Here is a 24,737-nt window from a genome sequence, read left to right as displayed (position 1 = left end):
TGGCGGCGCTTTGGCTAAGTACAGTGCCCTCGGGTCAAGCCCGAGGGTGACGATCGAGAGTGGGAAAGGTGACGGGGCTCACTCCAGCCTGCCACCCCGCATTACCAGTTCCCGATCCACGCTCCCCTCCGGGATCGCCGCATGGGTGACCACGATCACCGTGCGGCCTCGCGCTGCCACATGCAACGTCTCGAAGAAGGCCACTTCCGCAGCGCGGTCGAGGCCGGTGGTCGGCTCATCGAGCAGCAGGATTTTCGCCGTCGACAGCAGCGTGCGGGCCAGGCATAGCCGCCGCGCCTGGCCGACCGAGACCGTGCGCCCACCCTCACCGACGAGCGTGTCGAGGCCGAGGGGCAGGGCGCGGACGAAGCTCTCGATGCCGGCCGCAGCGAGTGCCGACCATAAGGCGGCATCGTCGCCATCCGGACGAGCGATGAGCAGGTTGGCGCGGATCGTGTCGTGGAACAGCGGGCTGTCCTGGCTGAGCAGGGCCGTGCTGGCATGGATATCGGCCTGGGCAAGCGATGGCAGGCCCGTGCCGCCAAGCGTGACCGTGCCGGCTTGCGGATCGGCGAGGCGGAGCAGTAGTGCCAGAAGGCTCGATTTGCCGCTGCCGCTCGGTCCCGTGATGGCGACATGCTCGCCCGGCGCCACGGATAGATCGAGCCCGGCCAGAACCGGCGGGCCGCCATAGCCGAAGGTGACATCGGTCAGGGCCAGGCTGGTTTCGACCGGCAAGGCGGCCGGTGCCGGTGGGTCCAGCACGGTAGGCGGCGCTTCGGCGATGGCTGTCAGGCGTTCGGCGGCGGCCATGGCGGTGGTCAGCTTGCTCACGCTGCGGACAATGACGGCGGTAGCCTCGAAGCTGCCTGCCACGGCCAGCAGCAGACCGGCCAGCACCGGGCCGTCGATCGCGCCCGTCGTAAAGGCGCGGAGGCCCAGCCAGAGCGTGCCGACCAGCGCCAGGGCCGCGAGGACCTGCACGGCCAGGCTTGCGACGGCGGCGAGACGTGCCAGGTGACGCTTTGCTTTCGCGAGGCGGCGGGCGGTGTCGGTGAACCCGGCCTCTGCCGTATCCCGAATGCCGAAGACGGTAAGGTCCGTATGCCCGTCGATGCCGTCGAGCACCGCGGCGCGTGCCTCGGCTGCGCGCGTCACCACGTCACGACCGGCCCTTCGGCTGACGAAAACGAGACCGGCGGGTAACGCCACGACGGCCAGGGCAAAACAGATGCCATGGAGCAGGGCGGCCGGCGGCAGCAGCCAGATGAGTATGCCAGTCAATGTGCCGCCAATCACCAGCGCCGCGATGACCGGACCGATAGCGACGAGGAACGCCGTATCCAGCGCGTCGACATCCGATGTCAGGCGGCTGACGAGATCGCCATGGCGCAGGCTGCGATCGGTTAGCGGCAGGCGCGGAAACAGGCGGGCAAACAGCCAGCCGCGCAACTCGGCGAGCAGGCGCAGCGTCGCATCGTGGCCGCTGAGACGCTCGCCATAGCGGGCAAGAATGCGGATGAACGAGAAGCCGCGCACCAGTGCCGATGGCGCAAAGAGATTGAAGGCGAGCCCGGCGCTGGTGAGCGCCGCGGCGGTGATGAACCAGCCAGAAGTGCCGAGCAGGGCAACGCCTGCCGCTAATGCCACCAGTGACAGCAGCAGCGCCAGGCCGAACCCCTTGGCCTGGCTCAGAAACAAGCTGCGGAAGGCGAGAAGCGACTTCATGCGACGCTCCTGCCGCTGTGCTTGGGGAGCGGCGTCGGCAGCAGGCGCTCCCCGGCCATGCGCCAGGCCTTGTCCATGCGTGCCGCCACCGCGAGGGAATGGGTGGCAATCACCAGTGTGCGGCCGCGGGCATAGTGCTTGAGCGCGTCCAGCACCGCCTGTTCGAGCTCGGAATCGAGATGGGCCGTGGGTTCGTCGAGCAGGATCAGCCCGGCATCGCGCAGGTAGATGCGCGCCAGGGCGACGCGCTGCGCCTGGCCGCCGGAGAGCCCCAGCCCACCTTCGCCGAGCCTTGTATCAAGACCCTCGGGCAGCGCATCGGCGAAGCCTGCGACCTGGGCGAGTTCCGCTGCGCGCGTGATATCGGCGATCGATGCACCGGGCCGCGCCAGGCCAATATTATGCGCCATCGAACCGGCAAAGATGCGCGGCTTCTGCCCCAGCATGGTGACGCGGCGGCGCAAATCAACCTCCGGCCAGTCGGCCAGCGGGCGCTGGTCGAGCACGATCGAGCCTTCATAAGTGCGCAGCCGGGCGATGGCCTCCAACAGCGTCGACTTACCGATTCCGCTTGGGCCGAGGATGGCGACATGCTCCCCGGGGGTGATGGTGAGGTCGGTGTCGACGAGGATGACGCGCGCACTGTCGGGTGTGCGTAGCGTGAGATTGGCAAGGGTGAGGCCAAGTGGCCCGCTTCCTTCACCTCTCCCTTTGGGGGAGAGGTCGGCCCGCAGGGCCGGGTGAGGGGGCCTGTCCTGCTCATTGAACGAAGCGAAGGCCCCCTCACCCGCCGGCTTCGCCGTCGACCTCTCCCCCAGAGGGAGAGGTGAAGAAAGCTGCGTCTCGATCTCGCCTATTGCAGCCTTGGCAGCGGCGCGGTCGTGATAATGCGCGGCAAGCAGGCGTAGCGGGTTGTAGACCTCGGGCGCCATCAGGAGCAGGAAGAGGCCCAGTTCGAGGCTCATCGGCGTCGACCGCAGGTGGAGATAGTCGATGAAGGTCAGCCCGACATAGAGCGCCACCCCGGCAACACCCAGCGCGGCAAAGAATTCGAGCACCGCCGATGAGAGGAAGGCGATGCGCAGCACGCGCAGGGTGCGGCGGCGCAACTCGTCGCTGGCCGCGACGATGCCTGATGTTTCCGCCGCCGCCCGGCCGAACAGCTTGAGCGTTAGCAGGCCGCGCAGCCGATCGGCAAAGCGGCCGCTGAGTAGGCTGAGCGCGCGGGCCTGCTTGTTGGTGGCATGCTGCGCGCCCCAGCCGGCTAGCGCCATGAAGACCGGGATCAGCGGCGCCGTCACCAGAAACAGCAATCCGGCCAGCCAATCGAGCGGCAGGATGATAGCGCCGAAGGCGATCGGCAAGACGCTGGCCTGGATCATGGCCGGCAGGTAGCGAGCGAAGAACCCATCGAGCGCCTCGACCTGGTCGACAATGGCCGCCGAGGCTGCGCCTGACTGCGGCTGGTCGGCACTGCGCGGCGAGCGGGCCAGCAACTGCGCGAACAATGTCGTGCGGAGCTGGAGCTTGATCGCTTCCGCCGCGCTGGTCCCCGCTTGCTCGCCAATGGCGCCCAATACTGCGCGCATCACCAGCAGGCCCAGGATCAGTGCTGCGCCGGGGGCCAAGGTGTCGAGCTTCGCCCCGCCCTCGATGGCGCCCCCCAGCACATCGGCCAGGCTCCAGGCCTGCCACACCAGCAATGCACCACCGACCAACGGGGCAAGGACGGCCACCCACAGCGCGACGCCCCCGTAGCGACGGAGGCTGGTGAGGGTCTTGCCGTTCTGGCGATCCTGATCGGTCATGGCTCAACACTATAGCGAATGCCGGAACAGCCCTTGATCTGAATCAAGGCATCGGCAAGTCTGGTGGCGCATAGAGTGCGCAGTGACGGCGCCGACTCGGGGCGCTGCCAGCCAAAAGGGCAGTATCGCCATGATCGACATGACTGTTGTCGAACTCTCGCGGTGGCAATTCGCGGCCACCGCCATGTACCATTTCATCTTCGTGCCGCTGACCATTGGCCTCTCCGTGATGATGGCCATCATGGAAAGCACCTATGTGATGACGGGGCGCGAGGTGTGGCGCAAGGCCACCCTGTTCTGGGGCACGCTGTTCGGCGTCAATTTCGCCATGGGTGTCGCCACCGGCATCGTCATGGAATTCCAGTTCGGCATGAACTGGAGCTATTACAGCCATTATGTCGGCGACGTGTTCGGCGCGCCGCTCGCCATCGAAGGGCTGATGGCATTCTTCCTCGAGGCGACGTTCATTGGCCTGTTTTTCTTCGGCTGGGACCGGCTGAGCAAGGTCGGGCACCTGGTCGTGACCTGGCTGGTGGCGCTTGGCGCCAATTTTTCGGCGCTGTGGATCCTGATCGCCAATGGCTGGATGCAGAACCCGGTCGGCGCCAAGTTCAACCCCGACACCATGCGCATGGAAGTCACCGACTTCGTGGCGGTGATCTTCAACCAGGTGGCCCAGGCCAAGTTCGTCCACACCGTGAGCGCCGGCTACCTGTGCGGCGCGGTATTCATCTTCGCCATTTCGAGCCTCTTCCTGCTGCAGCAGCGCCACGTCGAACTGGCCAAGCGCTCCATGGTGGTCGCCGCCAGCTTTGGCCTTGCCTCCGCGCTCTCGGTCGTCGTGCTGGGCGACGAGAGCGGCTATGTCGCCACCGAACATCAGAAGATGAAGATCGCCGCCATCGAGGCGAGCTACCACACCGAACCCGCGCCGGCCCCCTGGACGGTTATTGCCATTCCCGGGCCCGATGGGGGTGCACCCAGCTTCTCCATCCAGGTCCCCTGGATGGGCGGCTTGATCACCACGCGCTCGCTGACCCAGGAGCTACCGGGCATCGAGGAACTGGTGGGCCGCGCCGAGGACCGCATCCGCGAGGGCATGGTCGCTTATGACACCCTGCAGGAGATCCGCACCAATCCAGACAATGCCGCGGCGCGTGCCCGGTTCGAGGAGGTCTGGCCCGACCTCGGCTACGGCCTGCTGCTCAAGAAGTATCGCGACGATGTCGGCAACGCCACGGACGAGGAAATCCGGATGGCCGCCGAAGACACGGTGCCCGACGTCTGGCCGCTGTTCTGGACCTTCCGCATCATGATGGGGCTGGGCTTCTTCTTCATCGCCTTCTTCGCGCTGTGGTTCTACCGGGCCTCGCGGGGCTGGCTCACCACCAACAGGCCGTTGCTGTGGCTTGGTTTTGCCGTGCTGCCGCTGCCCTGGGTCGCCATTGAGAGCGGCTGGTTTATCGCCGAGTTCGGCCGTCAGCCCTGGGTGGTGGAAGGCGTGCTGCCCACCTTCTATGCCGCCTCCGGTCTCCACTTCTGGGATCTCGTCATTTCACTGAGCTTCTTCGTCACGCTCTATTCGATCCTCTTCGTCATCATGATCATGCTGATGGTCAAGATCATCAAGGCGGGGCCGCAGGACAAGCTGTTTGCCGCCGAGGCCGATGACCAGGATTTCGTCATCGCAGCCCTCCCGGTCACACCAGCCACCAAGGAGCTCGGATCATGAGCACTATCCCGCTCGACTATGAAACCTTGCGTCTGATCTGGTGGGTCCTGCTCGGCGTCCTGTTGATCGGCTTCGCCATCATGGGCGGACGCGATCTCGGCGTCGGCGCGTTGCTGCCCTTTGCCGCCCGTACCGATGAGGAACGCCGCGTGCTGCTCAACCTGGTCGGCCCGACCTGGGAGGGCAATCAGGTCTGGCTGATCCTTGGGGGCGGCGCCATTTTCGCAGCCTTCCCCCCGCTCTATGCGGTGAGCTTTTCCGGCTTCTACCTGGCCATGATCGTGATTCTCCTGGCCTTCATCCTGCGGCCGGTCGGCTTCAAGTTTCGCGGCAAGATCAAGGATGTCAGGTGGCGGGCGGCCTGGGATTGGGCCCTGTTCATCGGCGGCGTCGTGCCGTCGCTGATCCTGGGTGTCGCGGTGGGCAATGTGTTACTCGGCGCGCCGTTCCACCTCGATGACACCATGCGTGCCTTCTATACCGGCAACTTCTTCATGCTGCTGATGCCCTTTGCACTGCTCAGCGGGCTTGTCAGCCTGGGCATGATCGTGACCCAGGGCGCGGCGGTCATTGCCGGCCGTACCACCGGGCCGCTGGCAGAGCGGGCGCGGACCTACGGCACGCTGGCCGGCATCCTGACCATTGCCCTGTTTGCGCTGGGCGGTCTGTGGGTGGCCCTTGGAGTTGACGGCTACGCCATCACGAGCGCCGTGGACGGCAATGCCGCGATCAACCCGCTGGCAAAGGCGGTGGCACTGACCCGCGGCGGCTGGCTGGCCAACTACAGTCACTATCCATGGATGGTGGCGGCGCCGGTGTTGGGTTTTGTTGGCCTGATCGGCGCCGTGCTTGGTCTCCTGGCTCGCCTGCGATTGCCCACCCTGCTTGCGTCGAGCCTGGGCATCTTCGGCATCGTCTCGACGGCGGGGCTATCGCTGTTCCCCTTCCTGCTGCCGTCCTCGACCGTGCCGGAATCTAGCCTCACCCTGTGGGATGCCTCCTCGAGCCACCTCACGCTCTTCATCATGCTTCTGGTGACCTGCTTCTTCCTGCCCATCATCCTGGCCTATACGGCCTGGGTGTTCCGGGTAATGCGCGGCACGGTCAGCACCCAGTCGCTCGAAAAGAACCCCAACGCCTATTAGGAGCCCGCCATGTGGTATTTTTCCTGGATTCTCGGCGTGGGCCTGGCCTGCAGCTTCGCCATTCTCAACGCCATGTGGTTCGAGCTGCGTGAGGATCGGCGGGTCTCGGAACAAAACGTGGATTCGTCCAGGCGCCCGCCGCATGGCTCGTGACCAAATGGTCAAAAATCCCTTAACGCGGGCGCCAGCTTAGCTAGCGCTCGTTTTCTTTTTTATGTCAAGAACTTAGCAGCAAGAAGTCGCGGCAGCCTGCTGGTGTGGGGCCGGATTTGTCTGAAGCCAGTATGAACGTTTTGCCTCTTTTGCTTGCACCAGCTGCATAACGGATGTGCAGAGAGTCCATCTTCTAATCACGACTGGCTGGCTATAGATATTGGCCATCGAAAACGAAGGGGAACCAAAATGAACATCCGCCAGAAAATCGCACAGTTTGCCCAATACCAGCGCACGATGCGCGAGCTCAACGCTCTCGACGCCCGTCAGCTGAACGATCTGGGCATCACCAAGGGCGACATCAAGAACATCGCTCGCGGCGGCGCCGTTCGCTAATCGCGAATAGCCGACCAATCAGACTTGAGATGAAGGCGTCCATCCGGGCGCCTTTTGTCTTTTCTGCACCTCGACGTTGGCGAGGTGGAGCTCAGTAGAGCGTGTAGCGCATCACATCGCCGGCGCTGAGCGTCATGCGCTCGTAGGCTTCTCCTGCCACGAACGAGCCGCCACCCACATCCCAGCATCCGGCCGAAAGCGTGAAGCTCCGTGCTTCCCCGGGTGCGATATAGTCTCCGGACGCGAGGCGATTAAAACCGTAGGTGAAGTTGTCGCAGTCGGAAATGACAATCGCATTGAGGTTGTTGGCGCTGCCATTGATGATGATCAACGTTGCCGTCGGCTCGCCCGGTCGGATGAGATCGCCACCCGTCACGCTGCACCCCGCCATGACAGCAGCAAGAGCTGTGACACCCGCCATCTTGTAAAACTGATTCATGCTGTTCTCCCCAAATTGGAACCAGCATGCTGGCGGCAGTCGGCTCCGCCTATCCCTGAACAGGGGGTATCAGCGGATAAGGTCGGCTGCCTTGGCGCCAAGGGCGGTAATCAGATCATCGGGCTTCATGCGGATCTGCAGGCCGCGCTGCCCGCCATTGAGGAAGATTTCGTCTTCCAGCGTCGCCAGTTCCTCCACCGCTGTGGGCACTTGTTTCCTTTGGCCGAACGGGCTGATGCCTCCCACCTTATAGCCCGTCAGGCGCTCCGCATCGGCGGGCTTCATCATGTGCGCCGACTTGCCGCCAAAGGCCGCGGCGAGCTTCTTCATGTTCACTTCCTCGTCCGAGGGCACGACCACGCAAACCGGCTTGCCATCGACCTCGGCCATCAGGGTCTTGAGGACGATGGAGGGCGACACCCCCATGGCTTCGGCAGCCTGCAGCCCCACGCGGTCGGCGTCGGGATCGTAGTCATAAGTCGCAGTGGCGAAGGGGATGCCGGCCTTGGTGAGGGCCAGCGTGGCGGGCGTGGTCTTGGACATTGGGCGAGTTTTAGCGCGGCAATGACGCTATGCAAGGGGCGAGGCACCCTCGCGACCGCACCCACCGCGTCACCCTCGGGCTTGACCCGAGGGGCCTGTACTTACCGGATGTTCCCCAAGTGAAGTGCCCTCGGGTCAAGCCCGAGGGTGACGGCTGGTGGGATCTGCGTTGTCTACCGATGCCCGTCGAAATGGTCCGCCGTGGCGCCGATGTCGCGCAGCAGGTGCGGCGAAGAATGGATCAGGTCCACGGTCGTCTGCCGACGCTGGCGTTCGACATTGACCAGGCGGGGCATGACCCAGCGGGTCAGGTGAAACAGGGCAGAAACGGGCTTGGCGATGGCAATCATGGCTATGACCGTCCTTATGGGGCGGCTCCTTGCTGTGTTCTCCATTGTTTGAGAATGACTGGCGCTTGGCCTCATTTCCAACTAAAGCTCGATAGGCATGCATAAGGAGATTTGATCCATGTCTGCGTTGCCGCCCTTGACCGCGGTGCGCGCCTTCGAAGCGGTGGCGCGCCACCTCAGCTTCACCAAGGCCGCAGACGAGCTGGGCATGACCCAGGCCGCCGTGAGCTACCAGATCAGGATCCTGGAAGAGCGGGTCGGCGCGCCCCTGTTCCTGCGCCGCCCCCGTCAGATCGCGCTGAGTGAGACCGGGGCACGGCTGGCGCCGGATGTCAGCGAGGCGTTCGACAAGTTGCGCCATGCCTTTGCCGAGACTCGCGAGCGCACCGAGGGCACCCTGGCCGTCACGGTCGTGCCCACCTTTGCCAGCCGTTGGCTGGCCGCCAATATCGGTCTGTTTCAGCTCGCGCATCAGGATATCGCGGTCCGGGTCGACAGCAGCCCCGACATTGTCGATTTTGCCCAGCAGGATTTTGACGTCGCCATTCGCGCGACCAATCGCATTGGTCCGGGACTGATCGGGCACGAACTGCTCAAGGTCGAGTTCGCGCCCATGGTCCATCCGGCGTTGCTCGATCAATATCAGGTTCGCGAGCCCGTCGACCTGCTGCGCCTGCCACAGATCACCCCCGATGACCCCTGGCTGCCGGCTTGGCTGCAATTGTTCGGCGTTCCCAATACGGTCCTCGAGCCGCGGCCCTTTGCCCGGCTGGGCACGCAGATGATGGAAGCCGCGGCCGTGCTTGCCGGCCGGGGCGTGGCCATGCTCACCCCGCCATTCTATGCCGACGAAATCGCCGTCGGCCGCATCGCGCAGCCGTTCAAGCCATCGGGCTGGGATGGCCACTACTACTACCTCGTCTATCCCGAGGCGCGGCGAAACTGGCCCAAGATCAAGGCATTTCGCGACTGGATCATTCCGGCCACCGCCCCGTTGCGCGCGCTCGAGCAGACCTGAACGACAAGAGCCCCGCGCAGCGCTGCATGGGGCCCTTGTCTATATGCGATGGCGTGGGGGCTCAGACGATGCCGCTCGACCCGGCGGCCACTTCGGGGCGGATTTCGGCCACCTTGGCCCTATAGCCCGCCGCGCGGTAGGTCGCCAGCAGGTCGATGGCGCCGCCCTGTTCGTGCCGGGACATGGCCAGGATCGGCTCGACATCGGTGCGATAGGCCAGGCGCAGCGCCTGCGTGGCGGCAAGCGCGTCATTGGCCTCCTGGGCCGCCTTCAGCGCGTTGCGATCCACCAGCAGAGCCTGCGCATAAGCCCGTTGCACATCGGCAGCCGAGAGCATCAGCGACTCGATCGGGTCGGTGACATTATGCGACTGGTCAAGCATATGGGCCGGGTGGAAATCCTTGTCGCGGCTTTCCGCATCCACCAGCTCGTTGAATACCAGGAACAGGCGGTAGGGGTCGATCGAGCCGGCATCGAGGTCGTCGTCGCCATACTTGCTGTCGTTGAAGTGGAAGCCGCCGAGCTTGCCGAACTGGGCCAGGCGGGCGACGATCATCTCGATATTGACGTTGGGCGCGTGGTGGCCGAGATCGACCAGGCAATAGGCCTTGTCGCCCAGTTCCTTGGCGATCAGGTAGTTGGTGCCCCAATCCTGCACGACCGTGGAATAGAAGGCCGGCTCATACATCTTGTGTTCGGTATAGAGGCGCCAGTCGTCGGGCAGGGCGGCGTAGATGCCCTTCATGGAGTCCAGGTAATGCTCGAACTGGCGGGTGAAGTTCACCTGCCCCGGGAAGTTCGAGCCATCTCCGATCCACACCGTCAGCGCCTTGGAGCCGATAGTCTTGCCGATCTCGATGCACTCCAGATTATGCTCGATGGCCTGGTCCCGCGTCGCCTTGTCTGCGGCTGACAACGAGCCGAACTTGTAGCTCTGCAACTGCCCCTTGGCATCGGCAAAGGTGTTCGAATTCATCGCGTCGAAGCCGAGATTGAAGCGGCTCGCCGCTTGCTTGAGCCGGTTCGGATCGGCCTTGTCCCAGGGAATATGCAGTGAAACCGTCTTGGTCGCCTGCGTCAGCTGGGCGATGACGGCACAGTCCTCGATCTTGTCGAAGATATCGCGCGGCTCGCCCTTGCCAGGAAAGCGGGCAAAGCGGGTGCCGCCGGTGCCAACACCCCATGACGGCACAGCCACGGAGAAGCCCGCGACCTTGTCCTTGATCGCGTCGATGCTGATCCCGCGGCGGTCGAGGCGTTCGCCCAGCGTGTCGTAGTCGACCTTGAGGTCGGCAATCCGCTTGGCGTTCTCGGCTTCGACGACGGATGGGTCGATGATGTGTTCGGTCATCTCTCGATCCTCAGCGCGTGAACGACTGGGCATTGCCCGCATCGACATTGATGATGTTGCCGGTCGATTTGGCCGAGGCTTCCGAGGCGAAGAAGTAGATCGCTTCGGCGATGTCCTCGGGGAACACGCTCCGCTTGAGCATGGAGCGCTCCCGATACATTTCCTCGAGGCCGTCCTTGTCGGTCTTGTAGGTCGAGGCGCGCTGTTCCAGCCATTCGCCCGCCCAGATCTTCGAGCCGCGCAGCACCGCATCGGGATTGACCACGTTGACGCGGATCTGCTCGGCCGCGCCCTCAAGGGCGAGGCACCGGGCCAGGTGGATTTCCGCCGCCTTGGCGGTGCAATAGGCCGAGGCGTTGGGCGAGGCCGCGAGGCCGTTCTTGGAGGCCACGAACACCACATTGCCGCCGATCTTCTGTTGGCGGAACAGGCGGAATGCCTCGCGCGACACGAGGAAATAGCCGGTCGAGAGGATATCCATGTTCTTGTTCCACAGCTCGAGCGAGGTCTCCTCGATCGGGGCGGAAGAGGCGATGCCGGCATTGGACACCAGAATATCGAGGCCGCCAAATTCGACCACCGCCTCGGCAAAGCCCGCGATGACCACCGCTTCCTGCGTCACGTTGAGCTTCACCGGCCGCACGAAATCGGCGCCGAACACCTTGCCCAACTCGGCCGTGGCCTCACCCAGCGCACTCTCGTCGATATCGGCCAGCACCACGCAGGCACCCTCGCGCAGCAGGCGGACGGCCGTTGCCTTGCCGATGCCACCGGCGCCACCGGTCACCAGCGCGATCTTGCCAGCCAGCGACTTGGGCTTGGGCATGCGCTGCAGCTTGGCTTCCTCGAGCAACCAGTATTCGATATCGAAGGCCTCCTGCTCGGGCAGGCCCTGATATTCCGACACCGTCGACGAACCGCGCATCACGTTGATGGCGTTGACATAAAACTCGCCGGAAATGCGCGCGGTCGCCTTGTCCTTGGCGAAGGTCAACATACCGACGCCCGGCATCAGGTAGACCACCGCGTTGGGGTCGCGCACTGCAGGCGAATTGGGGTGTTTGCAGCGGTCGTAATAGGCCTGGTAGTCGACGCGGTAGGCTGCGATCTGGTCACCCAGGCCCGCAATCACCTTGTCCACATCCGGGTTGGCCGGATCGAAATCGATCACCAGCGGGCGGATCTTGGTGCGGAGGAAGTGATCGGGGCAGGAAGTCCCCAGCGCTGCCAGCGGGCGCAGATCGTTGGAATTCACGAATTCCAGCACGGCCGCCGAGTCATCGAAGTGCCCCAGCTTGTGGCTGTCTTCGGAGATGAAGCCACGGATTTTCGGCATCAGCCGCGCGGCAATGGCCCGACGCTGGTCCGCCGGCAGGGACTGCACGGCGGCGCCACCGAAAATCGTCTTGCCCTCGGTCTGCTGCTCGAACCACTCGATGGCCTGGTTGATAATGCCGATGGTGGTTTCGTAACACTCCTTGGGGGTATCTCCCCAGGTGAAGAGGCCGTGGGACTCGAGGATCAGGCCCTTGGCATTGGGATTTTCCTCGCAGAACTTGCCCAGCCACAGGCCGAGTTCGAAGCCTGGCTTCTTCCACGGCAGCCAGCCGATGGTATCGCCGAAAATCTGCCTGGTCAGTTCCTTGGAGTTCTTCGAAGCGGCGATGGCGATGATGGCATCAGGATGCATGTGGTCGACGAATGGCCGGTTTACATACGCATGGAGCGGCGTATCGATCGAGGCGGCGCGTGGATTGAGGTTGAAGGTGGCGTGCGGCAGGTAGCCCACCATCTCGTCCTCGAATTCGACGCCGCGATAGAGGCCCTTCAGCGCCCGCAGCTTGTCCATGTAGAGCGTCGAAAAGCCATCGAGCTTGATCGATGCATTGTCGCCGCCCGAACCCTTGACCCACAGAACCTCGACATCCTCACCGGTCAGCGGATCCTTTTGCCAGATCTTGGAGGAGGTGTTGCCGCCGCCATAATTGGTGACGCGTTTGTCCGATCCGAGGAGGTTGGAGCGATAGACGAGGCGCTCGGGCTCGCTCATCGCCGCCGCCCTGGCGTCGTCCCAGAGGTTCGCGAGGCGCTTGGGCGCGGTTGTGGACATTGGACTCCTCCCAGAGGGTAGTTCGCGGATTGGCCGGACATGGCCATGATCGACAACACCTGTCAATCAGAAACAATCAACAACGCTCACTTCGCTCAAATAATGACGGAGGATGATTGACACTGATCGAAATGGGTGGGAAGGAATGCCCCAGGGAGATAGCAGCCTTGCACGAAACAGAGCGTCAGAGAGTGATCATTGCCGCCGTCCAGACCCGGCCGGTCGTGACGGTGGCCGAGCTTTGTGAGATCACCGGCTCGTCGGAAGCCACTATTCGTCGGGACATTTCGGCGCTGCACGTCCAGGGGAAGCTGCGCCGGGTGCGCGGTGGCGCCGAGGCGCTCACGCCGCCGGAGCAGGGCGGGCTGATGGGGCGCCCGTTTTCCGTCAACGAAACGATCAACATCGCGCAGAAACGGGCAATCGCCCGCGCCGCAGCCGAACTGTGCAAGGACGGCGAGCCCATCATCATCAATGGCGGCACCACCACCTACCAGATGGTGCATTACCTGACCGGCCGCCGGCTCTCGGTCTTCACCAACAGCTTCGGCATCGCCGAATTCCTGATCCACAACTCGCGCAACTCGGTCGTCATCCCCGGCGGCACGGTCTATCGCGAGCAGAATGTCATCCTCTCGCCCTTTGGCGGCGTGGTGGCATCGCATTTCTACGCCAAGCGCATGTTCATCGGCTGCCAGGGGATCGGCGCGCACGGGCTGATGGAGGCCGACCCCATGGTCGTCCAGTCCGAGATGGGCCTGATCGGCCAGGCCGACGAACTGATCGTCTTGGCTGACTCATCGAAGTTTTCGGGGAGATCGAGCCTCATCCTGTGTGGGCTCGACCGGATATCCGCCGTCATAACTGACAGCGGCATTCGCGACGAAGACCGCCAGATGCTGGAAACGGCAGGTGTGCGGCTCATCGTGGCGGAAACAAGTGCTCTGGGCGACCGTCAAGCGACGGTTGCCTGAGATCAAGACGACCACAAGACCAGAACGTCCCAGGGAGGGATCCAACAAATGAAATTCTTGAAGCTCCTGGCGGCCACCACCGCCGTCGCAGCCCTGCTGGCCAGCCCGGCCTTTGCCCAGACCCGCATCGCGCTGGTCGTCAAGTCGCTCGGCAACGGCTTCTTTGATGCCGCCAACAAGGGCGCCCAGGAAGCCGCCGCCGAACTGGGTGACGTTGAAGTCATCTATACCGGCCCGACCGCTGCCACCGCAGAGGCCCAGATCGAAGTCATCAACTCGCTGATCGCCCAGCAGGTCGACGCCATCGCCATCTCGGCCAACGATCCGGACGCTCTCGTCCCGGCCCTGCAGAAGGCCATGGAACGCGGCATCAAAGTGATCAGCTGGGATTCGGGCGTTGCCCCTGAAGGCCGCCAGCTCCACCTGAACCCGTCGGAAACTGCCCTGATCGGCGAAACCATCATCAAGCTTGCTGCCGACTACCTGCCCGATGGTGGCGACGTCGCCATCCTTTCGGCCTCCTCGACCGCGACCAACCAGAATGCCTGGATCGAAGCCGCCAAGGCCGTGCTGCCCGAGAAGTTCCCCAATATCAACCTCGTCTCGGTCGTCTATGGCGACGACGACTCGGTGAAGTCGACCGACGAAGCCAAGGGCCTGATCGCCTCTTATCCCGACCTCAAGGCCATCATTGCGCCGACCACCGTCGGCGTCGTGGCTGCTGCCCAGGTCGTCACCGACCAGAACCTGATCGGCAAGATCAACGTGACCGGTCTGGCCCTGCCGTCCGAGTTCAAGCAGTTCATCGACAATGGCGCTTCGCAGGCCGTGGCTTTGTGGAACCCGATCGACCTGGGTTACGCCGCCGTCATGCTGGCCAATGACCTGGTCAAGGGCGGCGAAGCCAAGCCGGGTGCCGTGCTGTCGATGGGCCGCATGGGTGAACTGACCCTCGACGACACCAACTCGGGCGCCATGGCCGCCCCCTTCACCTTCGACAAGTCCAACATCGAAGAATTCTCGAAGATCTACTGATCTGTCTTCGGCTCGGCGCTTCGGCGCCGAGCCAGCTGAATGAGCTACGATCTAACCCGACCACCGGACGGCACCTCCCCCTTGACGGGGGAGGTTGGGAGGGGGTGTTGAGAGCCCCGATCTACATCGTGGCCAAACATCCCCCACCCTTGATCCCTCCCCGCAAGGGGGAGGGTGTCGACTGCACTATCGCGCCCGGCGGTGAAGGATGAAACCGAAGACTATGACCGACCCCATCCTCACGCTGTCAGGCATATCCAAGAGCTTTCCCGGCGTGCGGGCGCTGCATGATGTGTCGCTGGAGCTTTATGCCGGTGAGGTCACCGCGCTGATCGGCGAAAATGGGGCCGGTAAGTCGACCTTGGTCAAGACCCTGACCGGCATCTACCAGCCTGACGCCGGCGAAATCCGCGTCGGTGGACAACGCGTCACCCTGCCAACTGCCCATTCTGCTTCGGCCCTGGGCATCACGGCCATCCATCAGGAAACCGTGCTGTTCGACGAGATGACGGTCGCCGAAAACATCTATCTGGGCCACGCGCCGCGCGGCCGTTTCGGATTGATCGATTGGCGCACCATGCGCGCCGAAGCGCAGGAAACGCTGGATTCCATGGCCGCAGGTATCGATGCCGGCATCAAGCTTAGGGAACTCGGCATTGCCAAGAAGCACCTGGTGGCCGTGGCGCGGGCGCTCAGTATCGACGCGCAGGTCGTCATCATGGATGAGCCCACTGCCGCGCTGAGCCAGAAGGAGATTGAGGACCTCTATGTCCTGATCGAACTGCTCAAGCAGGACGGCAAGGCGATCCTGTTCATCTCGCACAAATTCGACGAAATCTACCGCATCGCCGACCGCTTCACCGTGTTCCGCGATGGCGAGCAGGTGGGCAAGGGCTTCATCAGGGACACCAGCCAGGGCCAGATCGTCCAGATGATGGTCGGACGCGCCGTCGACCAGATCTTCCCCGAACGCACTGCTGTCATCGGGCAGACGGTGCTGGAGGCCAAGGGCCTCAGCCACCCCACCGAGTTCGAGGACATTTCCTTCTTCGTCCGCGAGGGCGAAATCCTTGGCTTCTACGGGTTGGTCGGGGCGGGGCGCTCCGAAGTGATGCAGGCCGTCTTCGGCCTGACCCGGACTTCAGCGGGCACGTTGAGCCTCGACGGCGCCGCCATTGCACCCAGGTCCCCGGCCGATGCCGTCGATGCCGGCATCGTCTATGTGCCTGAGGAGCGCGGCAAGCAGGGCGTCATTACCGGCGAGCCCATCTTCAAGAATGTCTCGTTGCCCTCGCTGGGCAAGACCAGCAAGAGCGGCTTCCTGCGCATGGCAGAGGAGTTTGCACTGGCGCGCACCTACACCGAGCGGCTGGACCTGCGCGCCTCCTCGCTCAGCCAGAACGTCTCGACTCTCTCGGGCGGCAACCAGCAGAAGGTGGTGATCGCCAAGTGGCTGGCCACGCTGCCCAAGGTCATCATTCTGGACGAACCCACCAAAGGCATCGACATCGGCTCGAAAGCCGCAGTGCATGGCTTCATGGCCGAGCTGGTGGCGCAGGGCCTCAGCGTCATCATGGTGTCGTCCGAACTGCCCGAAGTGCTGGGCATGAGCGACCGCATCGTCGTCATGCGCGAGGGCAGGGTCATCGACACGCTCGACAACAAGGGCCTAAAGCCGGAAACGCTGGTGCGGCTGGCTGCCGGCATTGCCGAGGAGCAGGCAGCATGAGCCGTCTCCTCAAGCATCGCGAAGTCTTCCTCTTTCTGGCGATCCTGCTCGTTCTCGTGCTGGTGACGGCGCGCTTCCCGCGCTTCGCCCAGCCGGGCAACCTGCTGACCATCTTCAACGACACCTCCATCCTGATGATGCTGGCGCTGGGCCAGATGGCCGTCATTCTGACGCGCTCCATCGATCTCTCCATGGCCGCCAACCTGGCCCTGACGGGCATGATCGTCGCCATGACCAATGCGGCCTTTCCTGGCGTGCCGGTGCCCTTGCTGATGGCCATGTGCGTTGTGGTTGGGGCAGGCCTCGGCGCCTTCAACGGCGTCCTGGTGTGGAAGCTCAATATTCCGCCCATCGTGGTGACCCTGGGCACGCTCACTATCTACCGCGGTCTCGTCTTCGTCATTTCCGGCGGCGCTTGGGTCAACGCGGCGCAGATGAGCCCCGATTTCATCAACCTGCAGCGCGCCGTGTTCCTCGGTCTGCCGCTGCTGAGCTGGTTCGCGATCGTAACCGCGCTGCTGTTCTGGGTGGTGATGACGCGCACCCCACTGGGACGCTCGCTCTACGCCATCGGCGTCAACCCGACGGCCTCGGTCTATACCGGCATCAATGTGGGCCGCACCAAGTTCTACGCCTTCGTCATTTCGGGCGCGGTCGCGGGCCTTTGCGGCTACCTCTGGATTTCCCGCTACGTCATCGCCTCGGTGGAAGTCGCCGGTGGCTATGAGCTCACCATCATCGCCGCCTGCGTCATCGGCGGCGTCTCGATCGCCGGCGGCATCGGCAGCGTCGCCGGCGTCTTGCTCGGCGCCATCTTCCTGGGCGTCATCAACAACGCCCTGCCGGTCATCAACATCTCGCCCTTCTGGCAGATGGCCATCTCCGGTACGGCCATCCTGCTGGCTGTCGTCCTCAACGCGCGCGGCGAACGCCGTCAGGGCCGGGTTATTTTAAAGAAGGCGGAGGCGGTGTGATGTCAAATACGCTGAGCGCAAGGCTCCCCTCCCCCTTGAGGGGAGGGGTTGGGGGTGGGGGTCCATCAGTGGATCACCGAACGACCCCCACCCTCATTCCCTCCCCTCAAGGGGGAGGGAGGCCCGCACCGTGGCTCTCGATCATCGGGCACGTGTACAAATGACCGACACATCCCTCCACCGCTCGCTCCCCAACCGCCTCGACAACCCGCTCAAGTCCGCCGTGCTGAGCTGGGAATCGCTGCTCGTCGTCGTGGTCGTAGCGATCTTCATCCTCAATTCCTTCGCCTCGCCCTATTTCCTCAACGCCTGGAGCCTTTCCGACCTCACCTTCAACTTCACCGAGAAGGCGCTGATCGCGCTGGCCATGGCGCTGCTCATCATCGCAGGCGAGATCGATCTGTCGGTGGCTGCGATCATCGCGCTGGCCTCGACCATGATGGGCCTGGCGCTGCAATACGGCGCCGACACGCCAACACTGGTTGCCGTCGGCGTCGGTATCGGCATCCTCTGCGGCGCCTTCAATGGCTTCCTGGTGACCGGTCTCAAGCTGCCATCCATCGTGGTCACCATCGGTACCATGAGCCTCTTCCGCGGCATCGCCTTCATCATCCTTGGCGACCAGAGCTTCAAGGGTTATCCGGCGACCTTCTCCTGGTTCGGACAGGGCTATGTCTGGTGGGTGATCTCGTTCGAGCTGGTGCTGTTCCTCGTCTGTGCGCTCATCTACTGGGTGCTGCTGCATCGCACCAATTTCGGCCGCCGTATCTTCGCCATCGGCAATAACGACGTCGCTGCGAAATTCTCCGGCGTCCGCGTCGACCGCATCAAGTTCATCCTGTTCTGCCTCACGGGCCTGATGAGCGGCATTGCCGCCGTGCTGCTAACGGCCCGGCTCGGCTCGACCCGCCCGTCGATCGCCGAAGGCTTCGAGCTCGAGGCCATCACCATGGTAGTATTGGGCGGCGTATCCATCCTGGGCGGCGCCGGCTCCATCCTGGGCGTGGTGCTGGCGGCGCTGATCGTCGGCCTCGTCACCTTCGGCCTGGGCTTGCTCAACGTGCCCGGCATCGTCATGACCATTTTCACCGGCACGCTGCTGATCGTCGTGATCGCGCTGCCGATCCTGTTCCGCATGTGGAGGCAGCGCGCATGATCGAGGATGGCGGCTACGAGAAACACGCCTTCAAGATGCAGCTCAATCCGGGCATGGCCGCCGAATACCGGAAGCGCCATGACGAGATTTTCCCCGAGCTGGTCGACCTGCTGCATGAGGCCGGCGTGAAGGACTATTCGATCCACCTCGATGAAGAGACCAACATCCTCTTTGGCGTATTGTGGCGCCGCAAGGACCACGGCATGGCCGACCTGCCGAATACCGCCGTCATGCAGCGCTGGTGGGCCCATATGGCAGACGTGATGGCGACCAACGACAAGAACGAGCCGATCGCCGTCGACCTCGTGCCCATGTTCTGGATGAAGTGACGGGCGCCCGGCACCGACTCCAATTGCTTGCGGACAACAGGGCCGCTAGCTTGGCGTCATGAACGATCTGACCATGACCATGCGTGGCGCGCCCATCACCCTCAGCGGCAAGCCGCTGAGCTTCGCCGACATCGCCCGCATCGGCGCGCGCAAGGCGCGTCTGGTCGCCGATGCCGATGCATTGGTGCGCGTGGCCCAGGCGCGCGGTGTGGTCGAGGACGCCATCGCCCATCACCAGCCGGTCTACGGCTCGACCACCGGCGTTGGCGCCATGAAGGACATCGAATGGACCGATGACCAGCTCGATGCCTTCAATATGGGCCTGGTGCGGGCGCATCATTTCGGTACGGGCGACGCTTTTTCCAGCGAGATCGTGCGCATTGCCATGGCCATCCGGGTCAACATGGCGCTGACCGGTCGCGTCGGCTGCACCACCGATCTGGTGGATGCCTACCTTGCGCTGCTCTCGGCCGACGTCGTGCCCGTCGTGCGCCGCACGGGCTCCATCGGCTGCGCCGATATCGGCCTGATGGGGCAGATCGGCGCCGTATTGACCGGGGCAGGGGAGGCCATGTTCGATGGCCGACGCCAACCGGCCGGCGATGCCCTGGCCGCCGCCGGGCTCAAGGCATTCCGCCTGGCTCCGCGCGACAGCCTGGCCTCGATTTCGACCAATGCGGTGGGTTACGCCGCCGCCGCCAATGCAATCCGCGACGCCGCTGGCGCGGTCAGGGTCATGCTGGCGACCGGCCTCACCACGGCAGGCGCCCTGGGCGCGTCGCGCGATCCGTGGAAGGCCGTAGCCCATGTCGGCACCGAACGCGAAGCAGGGATCGGCGCCTGGCTCTATTTCAACGCCAAGGGTTGGGACTGGCCCAACGCCACCCATATCCAGGATCCGCTCAGCCTGCGCATGATGAGCCAGGTCTTTGCCACCGGTTTCGAAACCCTGGTCGCGGCGGGAAAAATCCTGCTGGCCGCCACCGGGCGGACCGATGACAATCCCGTCGTTGCCGGCGGGCAGGTGCTGACCTCGGGCGGTTCGCTGCCGCTCGATGTCACGGTGTTCTTGCAGACCGCGCAACTGGGGCTGGCCCACATCGCGCGAAATTCGTTCAACCGTTGCGTCCTTCTGGGCAACGGGGGCCGCCGCGACCTGCCGGTCAACCTGGTCAAGCCCGGCGCCATCGCCACCGGCTTCGGGCCGATCATCAAGCTGGCCGGCGAGCTTTTCGCCCGCGTATTGACCATGACCAATCCCATCTCGGCCAATTCCATGGTCGTGGCGGATGGCCTCGAGGACGAGGCCGCCTTCCTGCCCCTGGTCGTGGAGCGGCTGGAGCGCCAGGTGCTTGCCCTGCGGCGCCTGGCGGCCCTCGAAGCCATGCTGGCCGCGCAGGCCATGGATATATCGGGCGATACGCCGGGCAATGTCCCGGCCATCATCTACCGGCTGGTACGCCAGCATGCTGACACATACTGGCAGGACCGCCCGCTATCGGCCGAGGTGGAAGCCGTCGAACAGGCACTGGCCGCCGATGCACTTATGAACGAACTAATTTCTCACTCGACGATTATGGAGTTGGACGAGTTTTTCGCGCTGGGCCCGGTCGCCTAGCAACCAGAGCCTCGCCCAATTCTGCCAAAGGGTTACGCTAGGGCATGATCGGAAAAGCGGGTTCCGGGTTTCACGATCATGCGCCCAACAGGGACAGCCGGGCTTGGAGCCCGGAGAAAACGGAGAAATCAATGCGCCTCACTTCCACGCTGCTGACTGCCGTTGCGGCACTCGCCATCACCATGACCGCGGCGAGCGCCCAGGTCGTCGTCTCCTCCAAGATCGACACCGAAGGCGGTGTGCTGGGCAACATCATCAAGCAGGTGCTCGAAGCCAACGACATCCCGGTCGAAGACCGCATCCAGCTCGGTGGCACGCCCATCGTGCGCGAGGCCATCACCGCTGGCGAAATCGACATCTACCCCGAATATACCGGCAATGCGGCCTTCTTCTTCGAAAAGGCGGACGACCCGCTGTGGAACAATGCTGAATCGGCCTACGCCGAAGCCGCCAAGCTCGACTTCGATGCCAACAAGATCGTCTGGCTGACCCCGTCCCCGGCCAACAACACCTGGGCCGTCGCCATCCGCAACGATGTGGCCGAGGCCAACAAGCTCAATACCTTCACCGAATTCGGTGCCTGGGTTGCCGGCGGGGGCGAGGTGAAGCTGGCGGCTTCCGCCGAGTTCGTGAACTCGCCGGCGGCCTTGCCCAAGTTCCAGGAAGTCTATGGCTTCACCCTCAAGCCAGACCAGCTCGTGACTCTGAGCGGCGGTGACACGGCCGCGACGATCGCTGCTGCTGCCCAGCAGACCAACGGCGTTAACGCCGCCATGGTCTATGGCACCGATGGCGGCATCGCGCCTTCGGGCCTCAAGGTGCTCGAAGACGACAAGGGCGTGCAGCCGGTCTATCAGCCCGCCCCGATCATCCGCGAGGAAGTGCTGGCCGAATACCCGCAGATCGAAGAGCTGCTCAAGCCGGTGTTTGAAGGCCTGACCCTCGAAGTGCTGCAGGACCTCAATGGCCGCGTCCAGGTCGGCGGCGAAGCTGCAGCCGCCGTGGCAACCGACTACCTGACCAAGGGCGGCTTTTTGAAGTAAGCTGACGGGGTGGGGGTAGACCCCTCACCCCAACCCTCTCCCCGGAGGGGCGAGGGAGCCTGCGCAGCGCTTGTGGCGAAATATTGCCACAAGCACGGATCTGAAACCCTCGCCCCTCCGGGGAGAGGGTAGGGTGAGGGGTCCATCCTCCTCCAGCGATGCCAGTGACCAAACCCGGAGCCAGCATGAGCATCGCCGATACGACGACCTCGGCAGACCGTCCCGGCTGGCTCGCCCTCGACAAGCTCGGCGTGTTGATCGCACTTATCGCTGCCGCGGGGGCCGCGCTGCCCTTTGCCTTGTTCCGCGCCAATCGCATCGTGCTGGGAGAGCCTCGCTCGCTGCTCGACGCACTCCCCGGCTTCGCCTCCGGCCTCATGATCGGCGTGCTAGTGGTAGGCTTCGTCACCGCGCTGCTGCGCTTCCCGGTCGTGGCAAAGCTCGTTTCCGGCTTCCTGGTGCTGGCAGTGCTCTTCGTTTCCGTCGGCTGGGCCGGCTTCTATCTCACCCCCGAGGGCGATACCTTTGCCCGCGTCTCCCCCGGAGCTGGGTTTTGGCTGCTGGTCTTCGCCTTTGCCCTCCTGGTGACCGATGCCCTGACCCGCCTGCATCTGGCGCCGCTGATCCGCATCGGTATCCTGCTCGCCGTCGGCATTGCCGCCGGTATCCTGCTGTGGAGCGGCAACTGGAACGACCTTTCGATCCTCAAGGAATATGCCACCCGCGCGCCCGCCTTCTGGGCCGAAGCGCGCACCCATCTGGCATTGGCCTTCGGCTCGGTGGCGATCGCCACCGTCGTCGGCGTGCCCCTGGGCATCGTGTGCTACAAGGTAAGGCCATTGCGCGCCGCCGTCCTGAACGTGCTCAATATCGTCCAGACCATCCCCTCCATCGCGCTGTTCGGCCTCCTCATAGCTCCTCTCGCCTGGGTCGCGGCCAACGTGCCGGGCGCTTCGGCCATCGGTATTTCGGGGATCGGCGCGGCACCGGCCATGGTCGCCCTCTTTGCCTATTCGCTGCTGCCGATCGTGTCCAACACGGTCGTGGGTCTCCAAAGCGTTTCGCCCGCGGCAGTGGACGCCGCCAGGGGCATGGGCATGACCGGCACGCAGCGGCTGGCTCAGGTTGAACTGCCGCTGGCCTTTCCCGTCATCCTCACCGGCATCCGCATCGTCCTGGTGCAGAATATCGGCCTCGCCACCATTGCCGCGCTGATCGGCGGCGGTGGCTTTGGTGTCTTCGTGTTCCAGGGCATCGGCCAGACGGCCATGGACCTGGTGCTGCTGGGCGCGGTCCCGACCGTGGCCCTGGCCTTTGCTGCCGCCGTGGTGCTCGATGCCTTGGTGGAGATGACTTCGCGCGGGGGGCGCAGCCCATGATCGAGATCGACGACATCACCAAGACTTACAACGGCACGGCCGTAGTCGATCGCGTGACCCTGACCATCGAACCCCGCACGATCTGCGTGATTGTCGGCACGTCGGGCTCGGGCAAGACCACGCTGATGCGCATGATCAACAAGCTGGTGGAGCCGACTTCGGGCCATATCCGCATCGACGGCGAGGACATTGCGGGCATCCCTGCCTATGAGCTGCGCCGCCGCATCGGCTATGCCATTCAGGGCCACGGCCTGTTTCCCCATCGCAGCGTCGGGCAGAATATCGCAACGGTGCCCAAGCTGCTCGGCTGGGACAAGGCCAAAATCGCCGCCCGCGTCGACGAACTGCTGAGCCTGTTCCAGCTCGATCCGGGCCAGTTCCGTGATCGACTGCCACATGAGCTCTCGGGCGGCCAGCAGCAGCGCGTCGGTGTGGCGCGCGCCCTGGCGGCATCGCCAAATATCCTGCTGATGGACGAGCCCTATGGCGCGCTCGATCCGGTGATCCGCGCCAAGGCGCAGGAGGACCTGCTGGCCATCCAGTGCAAGATGGGCACGACGATCGTGCTGGTGACCCACGACATGGAAGAGGCCATTCACCTGGGCGACAAGATCGCCGTGATGGACAAGGGCAAGCTGCTGCAATTTGCCAAGCCGGCCGAGATCATCGCCAATCCGGCGACGCCCTTCGTGGCTGAACTGATCGGCAGCAGCGAGCGCCCGTTCCGGCTCTTGTCGCTGGCCAAGGTCGCTGATCACATTGAAGCTGGTGAGGTGTCCGGCGAGCCTATCGAAGCCAGCGCCTCGCTGCGCGATGCCTACGCCGAACTGCTCTGGTCGGGCCGGCCGGCGCTTCCGGTGCGGCGCGATGGCCAGATCATCGGCCAGGTGACGCTCGACGCCCTCAGCCGGCTGGCGGCGCGACCGCAATGACCGCGGGCAATCTCATCAGGCTGGCGGCACTCGTCATCCTCATGCTGTTCCTGGTCAACCCGGAGCTGTTTGCCGGGTTCTTCGGTATCTTCACCAAGAACGGGCAGCCTGCAATCTACAACCAGGGCAGCCTGCTCGACATCACGCTCAACCATCTGGCCATCGTCCTGGCCGCGACCTTGGCTTCGACGGTGATTGCCGTCGGCCTGGCCATTATCGTCACCCGACCGTTCGGCGCCGAGTTCCTGCTGCTCTCGCGCTCGCTGGCCAATGTGGGCCAGACTTTTCCACCCGTGGCGGTCCTGGCTCTAGCTGTGCCAATGCTTGGCTTCGGTACGGCGCCAACGCTGGTCGCGCTGTTCCTCTATGGCCTCCTGCCCATTTTCGAAAACACGCTGACCGGCCTCGGCAATCTGCCGCCGGCGGTCACCGATGCGGCCAAGGGCGTCGGCATGACCGGCTGGCAGCGGCTGGTCAAGGTGGAGCTGCCGCTGGCGCTGCCGGTCATCCTGGCCGGCATCAGGCTGTCGGTAGTCATCTCGCTGGCCACCGCCACCATTGGCTCGACGGTAGCGGCCCGCACGCTGGGCGAGGTCATCATTGCCGGCCTGCTCTCAAGCAATACCGCCTTCGTTCTCCAGGGCGGCCTTATTGTCGGCGTTCTGGCCGTGCTGATCTATGATGCCCTCTCGGCCCTGGAGCGCTGGCTGATGGCTCGCACCGGGCAATTGGGGAGAGCAGCGGGGTGAGGAGCCGGCCTTCGCCGGAATGACACTGCGTATGTTGAGAGTCTTA

23 protein-coding genes are annotated in these 24,737 nt (G+C 64.1%); 16 read left to right on the top strand and 7 right to left on the bottom strand.

Annotated features, from left to right (window positions below):
* Positions 1–78: 78 nt before the first annotated feature.
* Both cydC and cydD read right to left on the bottom strand, forming a co-directional pair.
* Positions 79–1,728, bottom strand: coding sequence for a thiol reductant ABC exporter subunit CydC (gene cydC, locus JI749_RS15470; protein WP_201655920.1), 1,650 nt, complete (start codon positions 1,726–1,728; stop codon positions 79–81).
* Positions 1,725–3,536: a thiol reductant ABC exporter subunit CydD gene (cydD, locus tag JI749_RS15465; protein WP_201655918.1), complete on the bottom strand. Its 1,812-nt coding sequence runs from the start codon at positions 3,534–3,536 to the stop codon at positions 1,725–1,727. The genes cydC and cydD overlap by 4 nt, the downstream gene beginning before the upstream one ends.
* A 130-nt stretch (positions 3,537–3,666) precedes the next feature.
* Between cydD and JI749_RS15460 the strand changes: the two genes are divergently transcribed.
* The 4 genes from JI749_RS15460 to JI749_RS15445 all read left to right on the top strand — a co-directional run bounded on the left by JI749_RS15460 (position 3,667) and on the right by JI749_RS15445 (position 6,962).
* Entirely contained in the window at positions 3,667–5,268 is a 1,602-nt protein-coding gene (locus JI749_RS15460; RefSeq protein ID WP_201655916.1) for a cytochrome ubiquinol oxidase subunit I, read from the top strand.
* Complete coding sequence (gene cydB / locus JI749_RS15455; protein WP_201655914.1) at positions 5,265–6,413, top strand: cytochrome d ubiquinol oxidase subunit II; 1,149 nt, start codon at positions 5,265–5,267, stop codon at positions 6,411–6,413. Before JI749_RS15460 ends, cydB begins: the two co-directional genes overlap by 4 nt.
* 9 nt (positions 6,414–6,422) lie before the next feature.
* The gene (cydX, locus tag JI749_RS15450) at positions 6,423–6,566 is read left to right on the top strand and encodes a cytochrome bd-I oxidase subunit CydX (protein WP_201655912.1); all 144 of its coding nucleotides are present in this window, start codon (positions 6,423–6,425) and stop codon (positions 6,564–6,566) included.
* Between the two features lie 249 nt (positions 6,567–6,815).
* On the top strand, positions 6,816–6,962 hold the full coding sequence (locus JI749_RS15445) for a DUF1127 domain-containing protein (protein WP_201655909.1): 147 nt from the start codon (positions 6,816–6,818) through the stop codon (positions 6,960–6,962).
* 91 nt (positions 6,963–7,053) lie between these two features.
* Here the strand turns inward: JI749_RS15445 and JI749_RS15440 are convergent, their stop codons facing one another.
* The 3 genes from JI749_RS15440 to JI749_RS15430 form a co-directional block, all read right to left on the bottom strand.
* A complete protein-coding gene (locus tag JI749_RS15440) occupies positions 7,054–7,401 on the bottom strand; it encodes a hypothetical protein (RefSeq protein WP_201655906.1) in 348 nt (115 codons plus the stop codon).
* Positions 7,402–7,470: 69 nt separating this feature from the next.
* Entirely contained in the window at positions 7,471–7,944 is a 474-nt protein-coding gene (gene ybaK, locus JI749_RS15435; protein ID WP_201655903.1) for a Cys-tRNA(Pro) deacylase, read from the bottom strand.
* Between the two features lie 173 nt (positions 7,945–8,117).
* Entirely contained in the window at positions 8,118–8,294 is a 177-nt protein-coding gene (locus JI749_RS15430) for a hypothetical protein (protein WP_201655900.1), read from the bottom strand.
* Between the two features lie 118 nt (positions 8,295–8,412).
* Here JI749_RS15430 and JI749_RS15425 point away from each other — a divergent pair, with 118 nt between their 5' ends.
* Positions 8,413–9,312 carry a LysR substrate-binding domain-containing protein gene (locus JI749_RS15425; protein ID WP_201655897.1) on the top strand — a complete coding sequence of 300 codons (900 nt, stop codon included), beginning with the start codon at positions 8,413–8,415 and terminating at the stop codon, positions 9,310–9,312.
* Between the two features lie 61 nt (positions 9,313–9,373).
* Here JI749_RS15425 and rhaI read toward each other — a convergent pair whose 3' ends face one another.
* Positions 9,374–10,663: an L-rhamnose catabolism isomerase gene (gene rhaI, locus JI749_RS15420; RefSeq protein ID WP_201655894.1), complete on the bottom strand. Its 1,290-nt coding sequence runs from the start codon at positions 10,661–10,663 to the stop codon at positions 9,374–9,376.
* A gap of 10 nt (positions 10,664–10,673) precedes the next feature.
* Positions 10,674–12,773 (bottom strand): bifunctional rhamnulose-1-phosphate aldolase/short-chain dehydrogenase, encoded by a 2,100-nt coding sequence (locus JI749_RS15415; protein ID WP_201655891.1) that lies wholly within the window; start codon positions 12,771–12,773, stop codon positions 10,674–10,676.
* 167 nt (positions 12,774–12,940) lie between these two features.
* Here JI749_RS15415 and JI749_RS15410 point away from each other — a divergent pair, with 167 nt between their 5' ends.
* The 11 genes from JI749_RS15410 (at position 12,941) to JI749_RS15360 (ending at position 24,691) form a co-directional block, all read left to right on the top strand.
* Positions 12,941–13,747, top strand: a complete 807-nt coding sequence (locus JI749_RS15410; protein ID WP_201655888.1) for a DeoR/GlpR family DNA-binding transcription regulator — start codon at positions 12,941–12,943, stop codon at positions 13,745–13,747.
* A 48-nt stretch (positions 13,748–13,795) separates the two neighbouring features.
* A complete protein-coding gene (gene rhaS, locus JI749_RS15405; protein ID WP_201655885.1) occupies positions 13,796–14,782 on the top strand; it encodes a rhamnose ABC transporter substrate-binding protein in 987 nt (328 codons plus the stop codon).
* A gap of 223 nt (positions 14,783–15,005) precedes the next feature.
* Positions 15,006–16,511 (top strand): sugar ABC transporter ATP-binding protein, encoded by a 1,506-nt coding sequence (locus tag JI749_RS15400; RefSeq protein ID WP_233280784.1) that lies wholly within the window; start codon positions 15,006–15,008, stop codon positions 16,509–16,511.
* The gene (locus JI749_RS15395; protein ID WP_201655879.1) at positions 16,508–17,485 is read left to right on the top strand and encodes an ABC transporter permease; all 978 of its coding nucleotides are present in this window, start codon (positions 16,508–16,510) and stop codon (positions 17,483–17,485) included. Before JI749_RS15400 ends, JI749_RS15395 begins: the two co-directional genes overlap by 4 nt.
* Positions 17,486–17,645: 160 nt before the next feature.
* Complete coding sequence (locus tag JI749_RS15390) at positions 17,646–18,641, top strand: ABC transporter permease (protein ID WP_201655876.1); 996 nt, start codon at positions 17,646–17,648, stop codon at positions 18,639–18,641.
* Positions 18,638–18,970 carry an L-rhamnose mutarotase gene (gene rhaM, locus JI749_RS15385; protein WP_201655872.1) on the top strand — a complete coding sequence of 111 codons (333 nt, stop codon included), beginning with the start codon at positions 18,638–18,640 and terminating at the stop codon, positions 18,968–18,970. The genes JI749_RS15390 and rhaM overlap by 4 nt, the downstream gene beginning before the upstream one ends.
* Before the next feature lie 58 nt (positions 18,971–19,028).
* Positions 19,029–20,588, top strand: a complete 1,560-nt coding sequence (locus JI749_RS15380; protein ID WP_233280783.1) for an aromatic amino acid lyase — start codon at positions 19,029–19,031, stop codon at positions 20,586–20,588.
* 131 nt (positions 20,589–20,719) lie between these two features.
* Entirely contained in the window at positions 20,720–21,631 is a 912-nt protein-coding gene (gene osmF / locus JI749_RS15375) for a glycine betaine ABC transporter substrate-binding protein OsmF (RefSeq protein ID WP_201655869.1), read from the top strand.
* Between the two features lie 185 nt (positions 21,632–21,816).
* A complete protein-coding gene (locus tag JI749_RS15370; RefSeq protein ID WP_201655866.1) occupies positions 21,817–23,010 on the top strand; it encodes an ABC transporter permease in 1,194 nt (397 codons plus the stop codon).
* Positions 23,007–23,942 carry an ABC transporter ATP-binding protein gene (locus JI749_RS15365; protein ID WP_201655863.1) on the top strand — a complete coding sequence of 312 codons (936 nt, stop codon included), beginning with the start codon at positions 23,007–23,009 and terminating at the stop codon, positions 23,940–23,942. Before JI749_RS15370 ends, JI749_RS15365 begins: the two co-directional genes overlap by 4 nt.
* Positions 23,939–24,691, top strand: coding sequence for an ABC transporter permease (locus JI749_RS15360; protein WP_201655860.1), 753 nt, complete (start codon positions 23,939–23,941; stop codon positions 24,689–24,691). Before JI749_RS15365 ends, JI749_RS15360 begins: the two co-directional genes overlap by 4 nt.
* Positions 24,692–24,737 lie beyond the last annotated feature (46 nt).

Source organism: Devosia oryziradicis (assembly GCF_016698645.1).
GTDB lineage: Bacteria > Pseudomonadota > Alphaproteobacteria > Rhizobiales > Devosiaceae > Devosia > Devosia oryziradicis.
Note: the sequence above shows the minus strand (reverse complement) of the source record. Positions and strands in the feature narration are given on the sequence as shown.